This window comes from Slackia equolifaciens (assembly GCF_003725995.1).
GTDB classification, from domain to species: Bacteria; Actinomycetota; Coriobacteriia; order Coriobacteriales; family Eggerthellaceae; genus Slackia; species Slackia equolifaciens.
The window spans coordinates 29486-47741 of sequence record NZ_QIBX01000012.1 but is presented as its reverse complement, the minus strand read 5'-3'; the positions used below and the strand labels follow the sequence as shown (position 1 = coordinate 47741).

The window sequence follows — 18256 nt, the reverse complement described above, 5'->3', positions numbered from 1 at the left end:
TTCTTTGAGTGTGAGGAGAAGTCCAATGGCTGCAATTCCTACCGAGAAGCCGCATTTTGGTGTGCTTGACGACGTGAAGATCGTCTTCGCCGCTATGGAAGAGGCAATTCCCCGCGCCTGCAACATCATGGCTGACTGGGGTGCCGACGTCACCTGGCTCGAGAACACCGGCTATGGCGACACCGTGCGCGACGCCAAGAACGCTGCTCAGGCCGAGCGTCGTAACTGCCGTTCCGTCCAGCTGAACCAGTTCACCCCCGGCGGCAAGCAGGTCCTGCTTGACATGCTGAAGGACACCGACATCTTCTTCGAGTCCTCCAAGGGCGGCACCTGGGACCGCAAGGGCTTCACCGACGAGGATATGTGGGCCGTTAACCCCAAGCTGGTCATCGTCCACTGCTCCGGCTTTGGTAAGTTCGGCGATCCCGACCGCGTCAAGCGTCCCGCTTACGACGGCACCGTGGGCCCCTACGCTGGCTTCACCTGCCAGAACGGCACCCCCGAGCAGCCGATGATCACCATGCCTTACTCCGGTGACTACATCAACTCCTACCTGCTGATCGGCGCTTCTCTGGCCGCCCTGCGCAAGGCTGAGCGCACCGGCGAGGGCGAGAGCATCGACTGGGCAATGTATGAGGGCATCATGTACATGAGCCAGTACTACCTGGTCGACTACCTCAACGACGGCATCAACTGGGGTCGCGCTGGCGCCCGCAACCAGAACCTGTGCGGCATCGGCGTGTACAAGTGCAAGGACGGTTTCATCGCTCTGAACCTGTTCGGCATCCGCCAGAACAAGTGGATTATCGAGGAGCTGGGCCTGGGCGATCAGTGGGGTACCCCCGACCTGCCCGAGGACACCGCTTCCCTGTGGCTGTCCATGCCCATCGCCAAGGAGTTCGAGAAGCGTCTCGAGGCTTGGCTGCTTGAGCGCACCAAGCTTGAGCTCGAGGACATCCTCGCCGAGCATGCCATCGCCGCTCAGAGCGTCCTGGAGTTCGAGGACATGGTGAAGGATCCCCATATGGCCGCCCGCGGCAACTTCGTCGAGTGGGAGACCAAAGACGGCGAGACCTTCAAGGGCCTGTCCCCGATGCCTCGCTTCGAGCAGACCCCCGGCAAGATCTGGCGTCCCATGCCCGCCAAGGGCGGCGACACCGTGGACGTGCTCACCAAGCTGGGTTACTCCAAGGAGAAGATCGACGAGCTGGTTGCCGAAGGCGCCATCGCTGTCGGCGAGAACTAATCGACGCCTGATTCTGATGCGCGCTCGCGCATCGTGAGGGACGATGTGGAGCCCGCCTCGTGCGGGCTCCATCTTTAAGGGGCCATACGACGGAAACGGACTGCAATGAGTACCATCGTAGGTAACGACGACCTGCGCAGCCTTTGGGAGCGGCTGCGTGTCGAGCGTGGCGACCACGTTTTCATGGAGTATCAGAGCAAGGCGGGGCAGAAGCAGGTATTCACCTACGCCGAGTTCGACCGCTTCATCAACCGCACTGCCAATTACTTTCTTTCTCTGGGCGTGAAGAAGGGCGATAACGTCGCTCTCCAGCTCTATAATTCGCCGGAATGCGTGTCGGCTGCTATGGCGCTTGCGAAGATCGGCGCCGTGGCTGTGCCCATCAACATGGCGAACATGGTTGAGGAGTGCGCCTTCGTCTACGAGAAGTGCCATATCGACATCGTAGTTGCCGAGCCGGACTGTCAGCCTTTCTATGTGGAGGGCGTTCCTTCGGAAATCGAGTGGCGCAACCCTGTGCCCGCGCCGGTCGAGCGCGTCTATCCCATCAAGCATCTGCTGGTTTCGCACCACCATGCGGGCGAGCCGCTGTTCGGTCATTCGGTGGATTTCGACGCCGAGGTCGCCAAGTGCTCCGACGTCCTGGAGGCTCCATGCGAGCTTTCCGAGCTGGATACCGCGATGATCATCTTCACCTCGGGCACCACGTCGTGCCCGAAAGGCGTGGAGCTCACGCATGCGAACATGCTGTTCGGCGGCTACTACACCGATTGGCAGTGCATGCTCACGCCGGAAGATCGCCTGCTCACCACGATGCCGGCGTTCCATTCCAACTTCCATCTGGCCGCTCTCATGCCGGTTCTGACCGCGGGCGCGACGCTCGTGTTCATCGAGAAGTACTCGGCGCGCCGCTTCTGGAAGCAGGTGCGCGAATACCGCGCCACGTCGCTTCAGCTGACGGCCATGCTGGTGCGCACGATGATGCTGCAGCCCCACGATGAGGGCGAGCTCGACCATCACGTGCATTCCGCACAGTACTATCTCGCCATCACCGAGGAGGAGAAGGACGCCTTTGAGGAGCGTTTCGGCATTCGCCTCATGAACTGCTACGGCTCCACCGAGTCGGTGTGCTGGGTTTTGACCGATCTGCCGTACGGCGAGCGCCACTGGCCCTCCATCGGACGTGCGGGCTTGGGCTACGAGGTCGAAATCGTCGACGACGCCGGCGTGCCCGTAGTGCCGGGCGAGGCGGGCGAGATCGTGGTGCGCGGCATTCCCGGCGTGAGCATCATGAAGGGCTACTACGAGGAGCCTGGCATCACGGCCAAGACCATCTCCGAGGACGGTTGGCTGAGCTCGGGCGATAAGGGTTATCGCGACGCGCAGGGCTGGTTCTATTTCGTGGATCGCAAGTCCAACATGATCAAGCGCTCGGGCGAGAACATCTCGGCATCCGAGGTGGAAGGCGTGCTCATGGAGCATCCCGCCGTCGCCGAGGCCGCCGTCATCGGCGTGCCCGATCCGGTGCGCGACCAGGCGGTCAAGGCGTTTCTGATTCCCGAGCCGGGATGCAGCGTGGATACCGACGAGGTGACCGCGTTCTGCCGCAGCCGTCTTGCCGGGTTCAAGATCCCCTCGATGTGGGAAGTTGTTGCAGATCTGCCCCGTACCAGCGTGGGCAAAATCGCCAAGAAGCTGTTGCGTTAATGATTGCGCCGTTCTTCCGAACGGCGCGTAGCTCGACGCTGCGCGGGCGTCGGGCACCCCATCTTGGCCCTTGTTTGGGGCTCGGCGCGGCACAAAAGGCCGCTTGGCCCCAAGGCGGGTCAATCTGGGATACCGGACGCCCGCTCGCTGACATCGTTTCCACCTGCGAGATTTAATAAAGCTGAAAAGAGGAGGGAGCCTAATGGCAATCAGCACTGAGATCGTAGGGAAGACCTTCGGGCCTTTCGTGCGCGACTATACGTTCAAGGATCTCGAGATCTGCGCGCTGGGCTGCGGTTGCGGCTGGGACGGCAAGGTCGACCTTGAGTATGTCAACGAGCATGACGCGAAAAACCCCGAGCTCAAGGTTCTGCCTATCTTCGGCGTGCCGCTGACCGTGAACGAGGAAATGACCACCACCCTCGACTACGGCTTCGACTATTCCGGTTCGCTGCACTATGGCATCGATGTGTACTTCCACGCTCCGTTCAAGATGAACGACCACATTGAGACCTATGTGACCCAGGAGGCTATCTGGGATCGAGGCGAAGGCCGCGGGTCGCTCTCCAAGCAGGTGGGCAAGTCCTACAGCTCCGACGGAACGCACCTGTGCACCGTTGAGACGTACGATTGCTGCATCTACGACGGAGGTTTCGGCGGCGAGCAGCCCCCGAAAGACGTGGTGGAGTATCCCGACCGCGAGCCCGATATGGTCTACGAGGAGGTCGTGGGCTACAACTGGCCGTTGATCTATCGCATGATGGGCGACTGGCATCAGCAGCACATCGATTGGTCCTACACCGAGCAGACCGGTCTGGCGCGCCCCATCAACCACGGCGTGTGCACGGCGGGCATCGCGATGCGCCATGTGATCAAGCTTCTGTTCCCGGGCGAGCCCGAGCGTCTGCGCCGCTTCAAGTGCCGCTTCACCTCTCCGGTGCTGCCCGGCACGAAGCTTCGCACCCAGGTGTGGAAGATTTCCGATACGGAGGCTCGTTTCCGTGTGGTGGACGCCGAGGCCTTCGATGCTGCTGTGGCGGCGGACGAGCGCACGCCCAAACCGTTCCTGAATTCCTGCCTGGTTGAGTGGGAGTAATGCTCTGGCATGGTTAAAGGGGCGGGTAACGCTTTCTTGACGGCGGAGGGAGGACGCTCCCTCCGCGCCAGATTGGGTTTATGATGGATAAATAGGCTGCTTGCTCGCGGCCGCTCGGTTTATCCATCACAGACTCAATAAGGCGCCTTGAAACGAGGCGGCGCAGGCCGTTGGGCTTTGCGCAATCGTAAAAGGAGGTTCGCGCCATGAGTAACGACGTGAAGAAGAACACCACCGTGACCAGCCCTCCCGAGCAGCAGGAGCAACGCCTTCCTGACCTTGGCCCGGACGTGCGGTCGACCCATTCGTACAAGAAAGCGCGCGATCGTTTTTCTCCCGAAGGCTTGGCGGATGCGTTCAAGCACATTCCGGAGCGCACGAAGAAGGCGGCGAAGAAGACCATCGACGACGTGCAGATGACGCCGTTTTTGCGTAAGATCTCGTTCTTTTCGAGCGGCGGTTCGTTCTTGGACGGCTACGTGCTCTCGCTTATCGGCGTGGCGCTGACGCAGATTACGCCGATGTTCAACTTGAGCTCTGTGGAAAGCGCCGCCATCGGCGCGTCGGTCATGCTGGGCATCCTTGTTGGCACCATTCTGGGCGGATATCTTACCGACATCATCGGTCGTAAAAAGATGTTCGTCATCGATATCCTCGCCATCGCCTTGTTCTCGATCCTCAGCGTATTCGCAAGCACCGCGTGGGAGCTCGTTGCAGCTCGCTTCTTTATCGGCGTGTTCGTGGGCGCTGACTATCCGATTGCCACCTCGCTCATCGCAGAGTTCACGCCCAAGAAGCATCGTTCGGTTTCCATGGGCATGGTTTCGGCTGCGTGGTACCTGGGTGCCACCGTTGCCGTTATCGTGGGCTACTTCCTCTACAGCGTGCCCGACGGCTGGAAGTGGATGCTCGGCAGCGCTGTTATTCCGTGCGTCATTCTGCTCATCGGTCGACACGACATTCCCGAATCGCCCCTGTGGCTTGCCCAGAAAGGTCGCACGCAGGAGGCCGAGGAGGTCGTGCGCAAAGTGTTCGGCGACGATGTCGAGCTCGAGCCTGCCGATGTGGAACAGAAGACGTCGCTCAAGAAGGTGTTCGAGTCCGGCTACTTCAAGCGCATGATTTTCCTGGGATTCTTCATTCTGTGCCAGGTGGTGCCGATGTATGCCATCTACACCTTTGGACCGCAGATCATGAATGCGTTCGGTTTGGGCGCCGGTCATGAATCCATTCTGGGCGAGGGCGCGCTGAGCCTGTTCTTCCTGGTGGGTACCATTCCCGCCATGTTCTGGCTCAACTCCATGGGACGCCGCAAGCTCGTGCTTGTAAGCTTGTTCATGATGGCCATCGGCCTGGTTGTGCTCGGCGTGTGGCCTACCGCGCCTGTTGTCGTGGTCATTCTGGCGTTCGGGCTGTATGCGTTCTTCAGCGGAGGCCCTGGCATTCTGCAGTGGCTCTATCCCAACGAGCTGTTCCCCACCGAGGTGCGCGCCACGGCTGTGGGCATCGCTATAGGATTCAGCCGTATCGGTACGATTATCTCTACCTACGGCACCCCGATCATCCTTGCCGATTTTGGCGTGGGAGCCACGATGCTGATCGCTGCGGGTCTTGTCATCGTCGGCTTTGTGATGTCGTACTTCATGGCGCCTGAGACGCGCGGCAAATCGCTTGCCGAGACGAGCGCCATCGAAGGCGTTCCTGCCGTTCGTCAGAAGCGGCATTAATCGCGCAGGTGAGCGGCGGCATTCGGGAGGGGGATGCCGCCGTCGCCATATTATGTGCGACAGAGATATCGTGCATTGCGGCCGCCCTGTATGGGCGGCTTTTTTGCGTGTAAACGCCCCTATTCTTTTCCGCTCCGCGTATGTTGGAGACGGATTCTTAAAGGGTGCATCGAAGCGCCCTCGTTTTTCGCAAAACGCGGCGTTGCTGGCTTGAACGGGCCTTCTTCCTATACTTGATTGCAGAACGGTTCGGCCGCTTCCTGTGCGGCCGGCGCAGGCGATCGAGGCGATTGCCCTAAGGCAGGGCGAGGAAGAAGGAAGAGATGCCGCCGCAAGTACATCCCGAAGAAATTGCGAGGCTCATAGCGCAGGCGCATCCCGGTTGGACGACGGAGGCTGTGCAGGAGCATGCCCGCGCGTGTGCAAAGACGCTTGATGAGCGTCTGCTCGGGCTTCTGCGCGCGCACATCGACACGGGCGCCACGCCCAACTTCCGCTATGGGGAGTTTTCCGTCATTCAGATTCAGCGCATGGCGCGCGGCAGGAGCTATCTTGACGCGCTCGTGCTGATGGATGCCTACGTGAAGGACGAGGCTTCCGGGCGCGCGCTTATCCTGAGGCGCTAGCATGGGCACCTACGTGGCCCATCGAAGCGCTCTGGCGACGCGTTACGCAGAGCTGGGCGATACCCAGCTTTTGGGCCTGTTCTCTACCGATCAGTGGGGCAAGCTCTCTTTTTCAGAGAAGCTCGACGCTTGTCAGGAGGTGGAGAACCGTTATGCGGCGGCTCACAACTGCGAGCCGTGCACCGTGCGCGCCGAACCCATGACGGGCGCAACGTTCGGCTATCAGAACAACCATTCGATCTGCCTCAACGAGGGCGTAGTGCGCGACGGCGTGTTCTTGACCGAGGACGTGGACGAGAACGGCGCCACGGTTCTTGTGCCCGTGGACGTGCGCGCGTCCAACTGGCAGACGCTGGAGACCGTGTTCCACGAAGGAACCCACGGTATCCAAGAGAGCCGCGGGCAGATGCCAGGCACGTATTTTGACCCCGAATCGGATTACGATATCTACCGCATTCAGCCCTGCGAGAAAGAGGCGTTTCAAGCGGGCCAGGAAAACACGCTGCGCGCCATAGCAGCCGTTCAGGCGGCCGAAGGCAAGCAGGACCAGAATGCGGCCGATTACGTGGCGGCCGTGAAGGCGGCATCGTATGAGGCGAGCCTTGAGGCAGCCGCCCGCAACTACGGCGACGAGAATATCGATGTGACGCTGGAGGCGCTGATCCAGCACCGCGAATACGGCTTGACGCTGCAGAATCCCTCCGAAAGCTACAAGGCGCTCGGCGAGTTGCTCGATAGGCAGGATAGGCAGCTGGTGGAGGCACAGAATGAGGCGGATCGTGTCGAGGGGGAGCATCGACTGCAGCAGGATGCGTTGAAAGCCGAGGCCTTGGAGGCGGGCACTGCGAGAGGCGGTTCCCATGGGGCGGAGGCGGACGATGGACTCAGCTCCGCGCTCGGCGAACGCTCTGGCACCCTGGCGCAAGTAGGCACGGCTCGGGGCAACGAGACGGTGGGCGGTGCCGTTGACGGCGCAACGCAGGACGGCGAGTCGACAGGCGTTTCTCTTAGTAGCGCGGAACAGGAGGGCGGAACGCCAGGTGCTTCCTTTGGCGGCGCGGCATACGGCGGCGCAGCGCAGGGTGCGGAAGACGGGCTGGGCAGCACATCGCTCGGCATGGGCGATGCGCCCTCGTTTGACGGCGGGGGAGAGGATGCCGGCGCCTCTAACGACGACGGCGACCCTGGAGGGTCTTCAGGCGGCGGCAACGACCGCGACGGGGGAAACGATAGCGGCGGCGGTCAGGGTGGCGGCCAAGACGGCGGCGGCCAGGACAGCGGCGGACAGGACATGTGAGGTGAGCATGATTACCGGAAAAGACACCCTCTTTGGGTATTCTCTCGAGAACTGCGCATACGTGCGTTCTCCGCACAAGCCTCGTTACGTGTTCGAGAGTTCGGATGGCGGGCCCGCGTTCGCCGTGGACGACCCCACGGTCTTCAAGAATATTCTGATGCTGGGAGGCGCCGGCAGCGGCAAGACCAACGTGCTCAATCATGTGGTTGCCCAAACCGCCCTTTGGCGGGGCGGCGAGGACGGCGTGTCACTCATCTTCGACACGAAGGGCGATTATCTTGCTCACCCGGGGTTTTACCGAGAGGGCGACTACGTTATCGCCAACGACCGCGCCCATCGCGGCCAAAGCGATATCTGGAATCTCTTCCTGGAGGTGACCGCCGATGGGAACGATCCTGTGGATGTCGAGGCGAATGCGCGCGAGATCGCCGCGGTGTATTTTCGCGACCGCGGATCAAAGATGCAGCCGTTCTTCGCGAAAGCGGCCCGCGATATCTTCGCCGCCGCCATCATTTATTTCGTGCGCCGCAGCGCAGACGGGCCTGCCGCGTGGAAAGACGCGTGCAACAACGCGGGTTTGGCCAACTTTCTTCTACAGAACGATGTGGCCAAGCTGATGGGATATCTGGAGCGCTACGCCGATTTCAAAGGGCTGCGCTCGTATGTGGGCGATGGCACCTCCAACCAGGCGCTCGGCGTGATGGGCGAGCTGCGAAGCCTGCTGTACGAATGCTTCCAGGGCAATTTCGCCGCCCGCGCCAAGCCGGGGCAGCGGTATGTGTCCATGCGTCGCGCCGTTCGCGAGAAGGGCGGCAGGCGTATCTTCGTTCTGTACGACCTTTCGATCGGCGAGACGCTTGCGCCGGTGTACAGGGTCCTGATCGATCTGGCGCTCAAGGAGGCCTTGGGCACAACGCTTGAGGCGTCGGGCAGGACGCACATCTTTCTGGACGAGCTCAGGCTGGTGCCGCAGTTGATGCACTTGGAGGATGCGCTCAACTATGGGCGCAGCAAACGCGTGAGCGTGGTGGCGGGCCTGCAGAGCGTGGGCCAGATCAATGCGGCATACGGCGAGCACGTGGGGCACAACATTTTGTCGGGCTTCGGATCGGTGTTCGCGTTTCGCATGAACGATGCCGCATCGAGGGCGTATGTGTCCGATCTTTTTGGGCCCAACGTGGAATCCTATCGCTACCAAAACGTAGGCAACAGGCAGTTCGACCGCGAGCGTGAGGGACGCACGGTGGAGCAGTGGGGCCTGATGAACCTTGGCGTAGGCGAGGCCGTGGTGGGCTTGGCTTCACAGGCGGCGCCGTTCAGGTTTCGATTCATGAAGGACCGCGATGCATAACGCCCGGCCGAAGAAAAAGCAGCCTTGCGGCCTTAGCGAGGCGAGCCTGGGGGAATGAAGGAGGAAGAGGCGCATGGCGCACGTTAATTTTGCGAGGTTGGTCACACAACGGCGCGAGCTGCGCCTTAGCGATGCGCTGCCTCAAGCCGGCGCACCGTCCAGCTTCGCGGCATTTTGCGGGACGGCCGATCAGCGTAGGCGCGTTGCTCTGCAGGGCATTCGTCGTTCGTGCGGGCGCATGGGCGTCGTTGTGCTGCAGAACGATCCGCAGCTTGCGTCGGACGTGGGCTCCCTACGTGATGGGCTTGGCGGCAACGCGGGCAGCGGCCTTGCTTTTCGCACCTACAGCATGAACCCCGCCGGCTCTTTCGAGCACTACTACGACCCCTTGTACGGGGTCTCCGTCTCCGCCGCGCTCGATATGCTGGTGGCAGATGACGTTCCGTCCGCCGAAGCGCATCTGCTGCGAAATTATCTTTCGGCCTATCTGCGCATCATGCTGGTGCAATTCAGGATGCATCCGGAACCGTTCGGCGCGTATCCGTTCAACCTCGATCTTCTTCTCGATTTGACCGAGATGTCTCCGAGCAGGCTGGAATCGGACGTGATAAGCCATATGCCTGACCGGGACGCCTTGGAAGTCAGAACGGCCCTTTCCCAAGAGGATGCGCAGCAGCGCGCCTACGCAGCGGTGCGCACGTTCGCCTCCGAGATGGGCGCCTACCTCTGGACGCGGCGCGGCTTCGCGCGGCATACCTGTGCAAGCGTTGCCTCGCCGTTCGCAACGGCTGCATTGCCTCTGTCACGGTGCCCACGCCGAACAAAACGGTATTTCGCTGTTTGTATCAAGAGCTGCGCACGCTGATCGAAGAGGGTTGCCCGTTTTTGCTCATGGTGAGCGACGTGTCGCTTGAGGGGGCGGATGACCTGCGGCGCCTCATTACGGCACCGCATGAATCGGCGGGCTACATCACGGGCGTGACGGCGCCGGATGTGCTGCATGTGGCACGCGACGATGCGGAGGTGGGCGCGCTTATCGCCCAACATGCCGATGTGATGGTGTTCAGGTGCGCGAGCGCCCAGCAGGCGGAGCCCTTCTCGCAGGCATTCGGCACGTACAGGCGCATCGTGACCGATAGGCAATCGAACAGCTATCGCCAGCCCTTCGGCTTGTTTTCGTCGCACGGGATGGGAAACACGCAGCGCGAGACGCAGGAGCGCAACGTGACCGTGGAGGAGCTCATGGATCTACGCGACGGCGCGGTCTTATGCGGCAGCGCGCACGGGCAGCCGGTTCTTTTCAATCGCGTGGCACTGTAGAAGGAGGAGGCATCATGTCGCACGGCACCAGCTACTACGAATCGCTTCTCCGCGATTTCGAACGCCAGCCGAATAGCTTTACCGATGCACAAGGGGGTGCGCTCGTCCAGCAACGGGATGCAAGCAACGTCGCTCCAGATGGAAGACTGCAGACGAGGGCGGTCAGTTCGCCTCTCGGTGCGTCGGAGGCCTCGGGCGGAGGGATGGACTTCTTCGCATCGTTTTCCGGCCAGCAGAGCATCGCCGTTCCCGAGCGCGTCGATGCGCCGGCGAGCGTCGGAGCACGTAATTCCGGCGCTCAGCAAGGCAGAGGCTTGAGGAGCCGTGTTCGCGACCTGCTCGACAGCCGGAGCCGCCACCGCACGGCTCGTGGCACGGCTTCGGCACTGCGCGTTATTCCGTGGCTGTTCTTTTCCAACGGGGCGGTTGCGCGCTTTCTGCGCACGGTCCTGATCGTTGCCGTGCTGGCTGCGGTTCTGTGGAGTGCGCGCTATGCGATAGGGGATGCGATTATCGGGCTCGTTTCCACATTGGGGCCTCTCGCCCTGGTTGCGTATTGTATCTACCGAATCATTCGGTAGCGTTGTTCGAGCACGGGCGCGATGCGTGCCATAACCGGCGAAGACATTGGTATGATAGGGGGAAACGAGGCTAGACAGTCCAAGAAAGAGAGCGTGCAGTGGCGAAAGGGTTGTATAAGCGAGTATGGGACGTTCCTGAAATCTATCGTGTCAGGCTGCCGTTCTCCAATCTGAAAAAGGGCTCATCAAACTGCTATATCGTCAAATCGGGTTCCGAGAGCCTGATCGTTGATACGGGCGCCTATAGCCCCGAGGCGCGCGATTTGTTCGTAGGCGCCACAGACGAGCTGGGTGTGGACGTCAAGGCGAGCAAGGTGTTTTTGACGCACATGCATTTCGACCATGCCGAGATGGCTCCACATCTTTTGCCTGCAGGAGCACGCGTCTACGCTTCCGCTATAGGCGTCAAGGCGCGCACGCCCGAAGAGACGGAGCGCTCCCAGGAGCTATTCTTCAGGCGCATGCTCGCAAACGGCGCCACCGAGGATGATGCTCGGGCCTACAGGGCTTGCAACGCCGAGACGGCTTTCATTGACCAGAGCCTGTTCGACGTGCGCTATGTGAAGGAGGGGGACGCGCTCTCGGTGGGCGACGCCTCGTTTCGTGTGATCGCCACGCCAGGGCATACGGCTGACCATCTGTGCCTCTATGAGCCCAATCGAGGCATTCTGTTTGGCGGCGACGCGGTGCTTTACACCACTACGCCTTCGATCGACCCCTTGCCGGGCAAGCTCGACGCCTACGCCATGTTCATCGAAACGCTTGAACGTCTGCGCAGCCTGCCGCTTCGGTGCGTGCTTCTGGGGCATGGAGGAGCCTCGTACCACCCGCTGGGCGAGCGCGTCGATCAAATCATCGAGAAGAAAGAGCATAAGCTCGAGCGGGTGCTCGAAGCCGTAAGGGGAGTCCCCTATTGCACGGGGGAGACGGCGGCTCGTCTCTCGCTTCACCGCACCATGGAGGCATGGCGGGCGTTCTCTCCCATGCAGCGCTACTACGCCATGCTCGAATGCTTTGTGAGCATTCAGCACCTTATGGCACAAGGCCGCATCGAGCGCACGTTCGACGACAATACCAAGGTGTATCGCCATCGCGCCCTTTGATTCGCCCTGAGGCGGAAGGGGCGCGATGCGAACCCTGCGTCTGCGGTCGACTAATCTTGTGCTTCGGCCGGTCGGTCGTATTTGCGCATGATCAGCGGAGAGGCGATGCGCACCATAACCTGGTCGGTGCCTTCTGCGATCTGGAAGCCACGGCAGTCCTGCCAGATCGCAGCGACGCGCTTCTCGCGAGTGTAGCCGCGGCCGCCAAGAATCTGCATGGCGTCGCTCGCTACCTGCGTGGCCGCTGCGGGCACGTAACGCTTCATAAGGGCAACGGTCAGGCGGTCGTGAGAGGCGTTGTCGTATTCCCAGGCGGCCTGATACACCAGGTTGCGCATATTGGTCAGGCGCACCTCCATGTCGGTGAGCATCTGCTGGATTTGCTGGAAGTCGGACACCCGCTCGCCAAACGCTTCGCGCGATCGAGCCCATTCCACGGCGTCCTCCATTGCCGCTTGCGCCTCGCCGAGCGCCGTGGCGCATACGAAGACGCGACCGATTTCGAGCAGCTGGTAGAGGCGTCCGAATCCGAACTCTACATCGCCCAGACGGTACTCCTCTTTCACCTCCACATCGTCGAGCACGATGTTGGCGAAGGGGAGCATGCGCTGGCCGATCTTGGCTTCGGGGTATACCGAGATGCCAGGCAAATCGCGCGGAAGCATCCAAAACGAGAACGCGGGTTTGCCTTCGGCGCTTTGAACGTCGCCGTCGAGGGCTGCGATGAGCAGGTAGGGTGCGAATTCGCCGTTGTTCACGAACATCTTCTGGCCCCGCATGACAAGGCGGCCGCCCTCGGTGCGTACGCGTGTCTTCATGCCGGCCGTATCGGATCCACCGTCCGGCTCCGATACGGCGAGCGCGAATGAGAGACGCCCCGTATCGTGGTACTGCGTGCGAATCTCGTCCACGCGCTGCGGGCCGGCGAAGCGCTCGAGAATTTGCAGATGCAGAAAATCGATATGGAACGGCAGCGTGGCGCCTGCGACGCGCGCGAGCTCCTCGAGCACGAGCACCTGCGCGAGCATGTCGTAGTGGGTGTGGCCGCGGCGGTGGATGACGCCGAAGCCGTTGAAATCGAGCTGTACGAAGGCCTTCACCACCTCGTCGGTGATGCCGCCGTCGCGCACCCATTGGGCGACCGAGGGGAAATCGAAGTGCTTGGTAGCAAAATCGCGCACCTCGTCGATGAGCACGTAATGCTCCGCCGTCAGAAAATGATTCATCAGTCTCCCCTTTCCTCTCTCACAGGTACCGAAGACTCGAATCGTGCCCGGGTTACGAGCACGTGGTTGTTTTCACCCGTCTCAGGCATTGTGTTGCCTCCAGCGAAGCGATGGGGCTCCGCGGCAGACGCATAATGCCTGCTCCGCCTATTATAACGCCGTCAATATTGTAAAACCGTGGTGTTTTAGTTGAAAAGCGTAGCATCGTTAGCCCTGATAAACCATGATTTTTCACGCGGATGCGCCCGGCGGGAAGAGCTCTGTCCGGGCGTTCTATTCGCGCCACCTGCGCTTTCATCCGGTGACGCGAGGGTACCTGGTATTCGCTCACCATTTCTCGCCGAGCCGCCCGTTTTCGAGTATTTCGGGAATACTCAATTTCGAGTGATATGAATTCGACCTGGGTTTTCCTATCGTAGGCGCCGTGGTTCGGACGACGCAGGATAGGCCGGACGAACCCAAGCCGTACGTTCAAATGAACAAGGAGGAACAATGGCAGATTACTTTGGCACCGACACCGTCGTGTCCGACCTTCGTGAGGATGGCCTGCTGATCATCCGCATCAACCGTCCCGAGGTCGCTAACGCTCTCAATGGTGTCACTTCCGCGGCTATGGAAAACATCATGAACCATGCCGAGACCGACAAGAACGTCCGCGCGATCATCGTGACCGGCACCGGCAAGGTCTTCTGCGCCGGCGAGGACCTCTCCGAGCTCTCCGAGGGCGGCGAGTGCCAGACCGTGACCGAGCATGGTTTCGGTGGTCTGACCGCACGTCTGTGCTCCAAGCCCGTCATCGCTGCGTGCAACGGCTCCGCTGCTGGCGGCGGCATGGAGATCGCCGTGTCCTGCGACATGGTGGTTGCTGCCGAGAACGCTAAGTTCGGCTGCACCGAGGTTGGCCTGGGCATCATCGCTTCCACCGGCGGCCTGGTGCGTCTCGCTCGCGACATCAACCGCAAGGACTGCATGGAGCTTCTGCTCACCGGCAAGAAGATCAAGGCCCCCGAGGCCAAGGAACTCGGCCTGATCAACTATGTCGTGCCCGCTGAAGAGGTCATGGACAAGGCCATCGAGCTGGCTGAGCAGTGCCTGAAGAACGCTCCTCTGGCCCTCAAGTGGACCAAGTACATCGTGCACGCTGCCGACCAGATGTCCGAAGAGGACGCCATGCGCTACTCCGACGCCGCCTATCGCTTCCTCGAGAAGACCGCCGACGGCATCGAGGGCCCCGCTGCCTTCGTCGAGAAGCGCCAGCCTGTGTGGCAGGGCAAGTAACTTCCATTTCGTTGCTCCTTATCAAACGGAAGAGGCACCCATCGGGGTGCCTCTTCCGTTTTTACTGTCTGCCCTGTCTCTCTGGGGCTGCCGTTTTTTGTTGTTTGCCCACCAATTGGGCTCGGCGGGGCAACATCGTTCGGCGGGGCGGCCTCAATGCGTTTCGTGCATGCCGTAGGTTATCGCTTCGACGGGGCAGCCACGCAAACAGCCGAGGCACGCGTAGCATCGATCCTTGACCCAGGCGGGTCGTCCTTCCACCATGTCGATGGCGTTGGCGGGGCACAAGCGCGCGCAGATGCCGCACCCGATGCACGCGTCGGATGCATGAAAGTGCCGCGTTGCCTTCACGTGGCCGGTTTTCACGCGCTTGAACAGGTGCGCTACGTCTTTCTGGTGCTGCACGGCGTCATGCCTCCTTCTGTTTTGCCGAATCTTGCGTTAGAACGCACGAATGGTTTCGCAGGCATTCCATGAATCGGTCGCTGGCGTGAGTTCGAATCCAAGGACCCCATCGTATCCGATGTCGATAAGCGACCGATTGAACGCCTCGAAATCGATGGTTCCCGTGCCCGGCTCGTGCCTTCCGCATGAATCGGCGATATGGATGTATCCAATACGGGTTCCAAGCGAGCGTACGGTGGCTTGGATATTCCCCTCCATCTGCTCCATATGCCAGATGTCGTAGAGGAGGCGTACGTAGGGCGAGTCCACGTGGTCGATGATCCGACGCGCGGTTTCGCTGTCATGCAGGTAGCATCCGGGCTGCGTGTTGGTGTTGAGCGCCTCGAGCACGAGGGTGCACCCCGCCTCGCGCGCCAGCTCGCCGCCTTGCCGCAGCGTTTCGACGGCTGCCGCGAACTTTTCCTCGTTGGAGAGGTGCTTTGCGGAGGCGGAAATCTTGCCGTCGGGGCCTATTGCGTCGGAGTGCACCACCAATGTGGGGCAGCCTAGGGTTTTTGCCGCCTCGATTGAGCGGCGGAGGTATTCGAGATAGCCCTCGCGCTCATCGGCGCAGACAAGCGAATAGTCCTGATCGCCCGAGATGCTTGCTACAGAAAGGCCATGCTTGCCGAGCTCGGCCATTACGCGACCGAGGTCTTTCGTGCTCCAGCTCCAGAACTCGACATGCGAAAAACCCGCTTTGGCCGCCTCTGCAAAGCGATCGTAGAAATCTACCTCTGTGAATATCTTCTCGATGCAGATTGATTTGATCATAGGCGGGCATCCTTTCGATGCGCGGGGGAGGGGGGTGAATGCGGGCAAGCTCTTGATGCGTGCTGGGTCGGGGCAAACGCGCAATGGGAACAGTGCGCGCGGAGGTGCCAGGGCAATGTGCACGCCGGGTGCTGCTCATGGCCCTGGCGAATGGGCCTGTGCCATGGCGGCAAGGCGGCCGAAGAGCGGGCGGCTCTATGCGTCACGCTCGCTATCGATGCGAAGCCGGTGCGCCTGCATGGCGATTTTATAGCTGTCCTTGCCAAAGCCGGCCACCTGTCCGATGCACTCGCGTGCCGTGACGGAGATGTGGCGGAACTCTTCGCGCTTATGAATGTTGCTCATGTGGCATTCGATTGCGGGCATGAGCTCGTGCACCGATTCGAGCGCATCCATGATTGCATAGCTGTAATGGGTGAAGGCGCCCGGGTTGATTACAAGGGGGATGGGTACGCCGGAGTTCCGTGCTCTGAGGTAAAGGCTTTGAAGCTGGTCGATGATCGCACCTTCGCTGTTGGACTGAAATGCCTCGACGGCGAATCCGAGCGTGGCGCCGTATTCCTTTAGCTCCTCGATGAGGTCGTCGTAGGCTTGAGAGCCGTATTGCGCCTTGTTGCGAATGCCATAGAAATTGTTATTTGGCCCATTGATGATAGCCAGCGTTTCCATAGAAGCCCTCGCATTCTGTTTTAGCTGCTGCGTCTCCGCCATTATCGGCAACGCGACGAACGCGGTGTATGGACAAATTGAGCGAATCGACCAAGCATCCGTAAAACTACGTCGCTAATCTGCAGAAATTGGGTAGCGATGCGGCGCTGTTTGGCCGGTGAAAGGTTAAAACTATAGAAACAATGGATGAATAAACCGGATTAAATCGGAGTTTTGTCCTTATGATTGCGCAAGATATGTTGATATAGTGAACGAGTATACGTGGCTTCGATCACGGGCGTTGTATAAAGAGTTCAAGAACGCTTCCAGGTGTCGGGGTTCCCAATAAGATCGACGGGAGGACCAGATGGCGTTAATGAAACGTTCTTACGGCGGTATTCAGCCATGTATCAAGGCGGGCCTGTTCCGCATTCGCCTGCCTTTCATCCACTTTAAGATCTCGCCGCCCGAGATCGCTACGGGCCTGATGAATGCCTGCACCTCCTACGGCGCGCTCGCGGTTCTCACCACCACGCTGGGGCTCGAGCCCGAGGTGGCGTGGGCGCTTGTCGTTTTGGAAACCGCGCTCTATACCTGCAACTGGCTGTTCGGCGAGCCTTCTATCTGCGGCTGGATTACGCCCGCTATGGCCATCGTCATCCTGTATCTTGAAGGGTTCGATCCCGGTGTCGTGCGAATACAGGCGTTAACAGCGGTGCAATTAGAATTAGCGCTCTTATTCATATTCTTAGGATTCACCGGGTTATCGAAAAAGCTCAACACATTAGTGCCACCGGCCATTAAGGCCGGCATCGTGCTGGGCGCTGGCGTCAACGCCGTGTACGCTCGTCTGGTCGAGGGCGGCGCGATGGACACCGTAACGTGGGGCTGCCTTGCCGGCTTGGCTGTGGTGTTCGTGCTCATGTTCAGCAAGCGCGTGCGCAAGCACATGGAAACCAACCGCCTGCTGCAGATTCTGGGCAACTACAGCTTCCTGTGGGCCGTGCTTGCCATGTTCATCGTCGGCGGCGTTACCGGCGAGTTCCATTACAACTTCTCCGGCGAAATCATCAAGGTCCCTGATTTCGGCGCGCTGTTCATGGCCGTGTCTCCTTTCAGCATTGGGTTCGCGAGCCTTGATATCTGGATTTCCGCAATCCCCATCGCGCTCATCGCGTGGGTTATCGCTTACGGCGACTTTGTGACCGTGCAGCAGCTCGGTTTGCAGGCGCAGCGCGATGACGAGTACATCGAGTTCGACTCCAACCGCACCAATGTCATCTGCGGTATTCGTAACCTGCTCCTGGCGTTCTTCGCCCCTTATCCGGCGCTTGCCGGCCCGTTGAGCGCTCCGTACTGCGTCGCTACCTATCAGCGCTACAAGCAAGACGGCCGCCAGGGCATGGATTCCATCTACGATGGCTCTGGCACCAACATCATTTTCACGGTCGTCGGCCTGTTCATCTATCCCATCTATGAGGCTGCGGCAGCGGCATCGGCTGCCATGCTCGTTGTGGTGCTGTGCATCCAGGGCTTTGTCTGCGCGCAGATTTGCTTCGATTTGGCCAAGGACAAGCTCGACCAAGGCGTCGCCGGTATGCTCGCAGGCTTTATCTTGGCGCGCGGCGGCGGCGTGGGCCTGATCGCCGGCATCGCCCTGTATCTGCTGCTGTGCGACAACAACAAGATTCGTTCCGACTATGCGGGCAATAAGGAAGAGCAGCGCATCGAGGACGAGGAGACCGAGCGTCAGCTGAAGGCTCTGAAAGAGCATATGGAGGCGGCCCGAGAAGGCAAGCTCGCCGAGGAAGAGGCCAAGAAATAGTCTCGGG

The 18256-nt window shown here is 60.5% G+C and carries 17 protein-coding genes; 13 read left to right on the top strand and 4 right to left on the bottom strand.

Annotated features, from left to right (window positions below; translation table 11 throughout):
• Positions 1 to 25 precede the first annotated feature (25 nt).
• The 11 genes from caiB (at position 26) to DMP06_RS07320 (ending at position 12054) form a co-directional block, all read left to right on the top strand.
• Positions 26 to 1246 carry an L-carnitine CoA-transferase gene (caiB, locus tag DMP06_RS07365; protein WP_123209099.1) on the top strand — a complete coding sequence of 407 codons (1221 nt, stop codon included), beginning with the start codon at positions 26 to 28 and terminating at the stop codon, positions 1244 to 1246.
• 105 nt (positions 1247 to 1351) lie between these two features.
• A complete protein-coding gene (gene caiC, locus DMP06_RS07360) occupies positions 1352 to 2953 on the top strand; it encodes a crotonobetaine/carnitine-CoA ligase (protein ID WP_123209098.1) in 1602 nt (533 codons plus the stop codon).
• 202 nt (positions 2954 to 3155) lie between these two features.
• Entirely contained in the window at positions 3156 to 4049 is an 894-nt protein-coding gene (locus DMP06_RS07355; RefSeq protein WP_123209097.1) for a MaoC/PaaZ C-terminal domain-containing protein, read from the top strand.
• A 206-nt stretch (positions 4050 to 4255) separates the two neighbouring features.
• Entirely contained in the window at positions 4256 to 5776 is a 1521-nt protein-coding gene (locus tag DMP06_RS07350) for an MFS transporter (protein WP_123209096.1), read from the top strand.
• Positions 5777 to 6099: 323 nt separating this feature from the next.
• Positions 6100 to 6402 (top strand): hypothetical protein, encoded by a 303-nt coding sequence (locus tag DMP06_RS07345; protein WP_123209095.1) that lies wholly within the window; start codon positions 6100 to 6102, stop codon positions 6400 to 6402.
• A 1-nt stretch (position 6403) separates the two neighbouring features.
• The gene (locus tag DMP06_RS11425) at positions 6404 to 7699 is read left to right on the top strand and encodes a hypothetical protein (protein WP_161957861.1); all 1296 of its coding nucleotides are present in this window, start codon (positions 6404 to 6406) and stop codon (positions 7697 to 7699) included.
• A 7-nt stretch (positions 7700 to 7706) separates the two neighbouring features.
• On the top strand, positions 7707 to 9050 hold the full coding sequence (locus DMP06_RS07340; protein WP_161957860.1) for a type IV secretory system conjugative DNA transfer family protein: 1344 nt from the start codon (positions 7707 to 7709) through the stop codon (positions 9048 to 9050).
• Positions 9051 to 9123: 73 nt separating this feature from the next.
• Positions 9124 to 9915 carry a hypothetical protein gene (locus tag DMP06_RS07335; protein ID WP_123209093.1) on the top strand — a complete coding sequence of 264 codons (792 nt, stop codon included), beginning with the start codon at positions 9124 to 9126 and terminating at the stop codon, positions 9913 to 9915.
• Positions 9891 to 10370, top strand: coding sequence for a DEAD/DEAH box helicase family protein (locus DMP06_RS07330; RefSeq protein WP_123209092.1), 480 nt, complete (start codon positions 9891 to 9893; stop codon positions 10368 to 10370). Before DMP06_RS07335 ends, DMP06_RS07330 begins: the two co-directional genes overlap by 25 nt.
• Positions 10371 to 10384: 14 nt before the next feature.
• Entirely contained in the window at positions 10385 to 10951 is a 567-nt protein-coding gene (locus DMP06_RS07325) for a hypothetical protein (protein WP_123209091.1), read from the top strand.
• Between the two features lie 98 nt (positions 10952 to 11049).
• Positions 11050 to 12054: an MBL fold metallo-hydrolase gene (locus DMP06_RS07320; protein WP_123209090.1), complete on the top strand. Its 1005-nt coding sequence runs from the start codon at positions 11050 to 11052 to the stop codon at positions 12052 to 12054.
• Between the two features lie 50 nt (positions 12055 to 12104).
• Here the strand turns inward: DMP06_RS07320 and DMP06_RS07315 are convergent, their stop codons facing one another.
• Positions 12105 to 13280 carry an acyl-CoA dehydrogenase family protein gene (locus DMP06_RS07315; protein ID WP_123209089.1) on the bottom strand — a complete coding sequence of 392 codons (1176 nt, stop codon included), beginning with the start codon at positions 13278 to 13280 and terminating at the stop codon, positions 12105 to 12107.
• A 492-nt stretch (positions 13281 to 13772) separates the two neighbouring features.
• Between DMP06_RS07315 and DMP06_RS07310 the strand changes: the two genes are divergently transcribed.
• On the top strand, positions 13773 to 14558 hold the full coding sequence (locus DMP06_RS07310; protein WP_123209088.1) for an enoyl-CoA hydratase/isomerase family protein: 786 nt from the start codon (positions 13773 to 13775) through the stop codon (positions 14556 to 14558).
• 153 nt (positions 14559 to 14711) lie between these two features.
• Here the strand turns inward: DMP06_RS07310 and DMP06_RS07305 are convergent, their stop codons facing one another.
• The 3 genes from DMP06_RS07305 to DMP06_RS07295 form a co-directional block, all read right to left on the bottom strand.
• A complete protein-coding gene (locus DMP06_RS07305; RefSeq protein WP_220092550.1) occupies positions 14712 to 14963 on the bottom strand; it encodes an EFR1 family ferrodoxin in 252 nt (83 codons plus the stop codon).
• 36 nt (positions 14964 to 14999) lie between these two features.
• Positions 15000 to 15776, bottom strand: coding sequence for a TIM barrel protein (locus DMP06_RS07300; protein WP_123209086.1), 777 nt, complete (start codon positions 15774 to 15776; stop codon positions 15000 to 15002).
• 195 nt (positions 15777 to 15971) lie between these two features.
• Complete coding sequence (locus DMP06_RS07295; protein ID WP_123209085.1) at positions 15972 to 16445, bottom strand: type II 3-dehydroquinate dehydratase; 474 nt, start codon at positions 16443 to 16445, stop codon at positions 15972 to 15974.
• Between the two features lie 346 nt (positions 16446 to 16791).
• On the opposite strand from DMP06_RS07295, the gene DMP06_RS07290 reads away from it, so the two are divergent.
• On the top strand, positions 16792 to 18249 hold the full coding sequence (locus DMP06_RS07290; RefSeq protein WP_123209084.1) for a solute carrier family 23 protein: 1458 nt from the start codon (positions 16792 to 16794) through the stop codon (positions 18247 to 18249).
• The last annotated feature ends 7 nt before the right edge of the window (positions 18250 to 18256 follow it).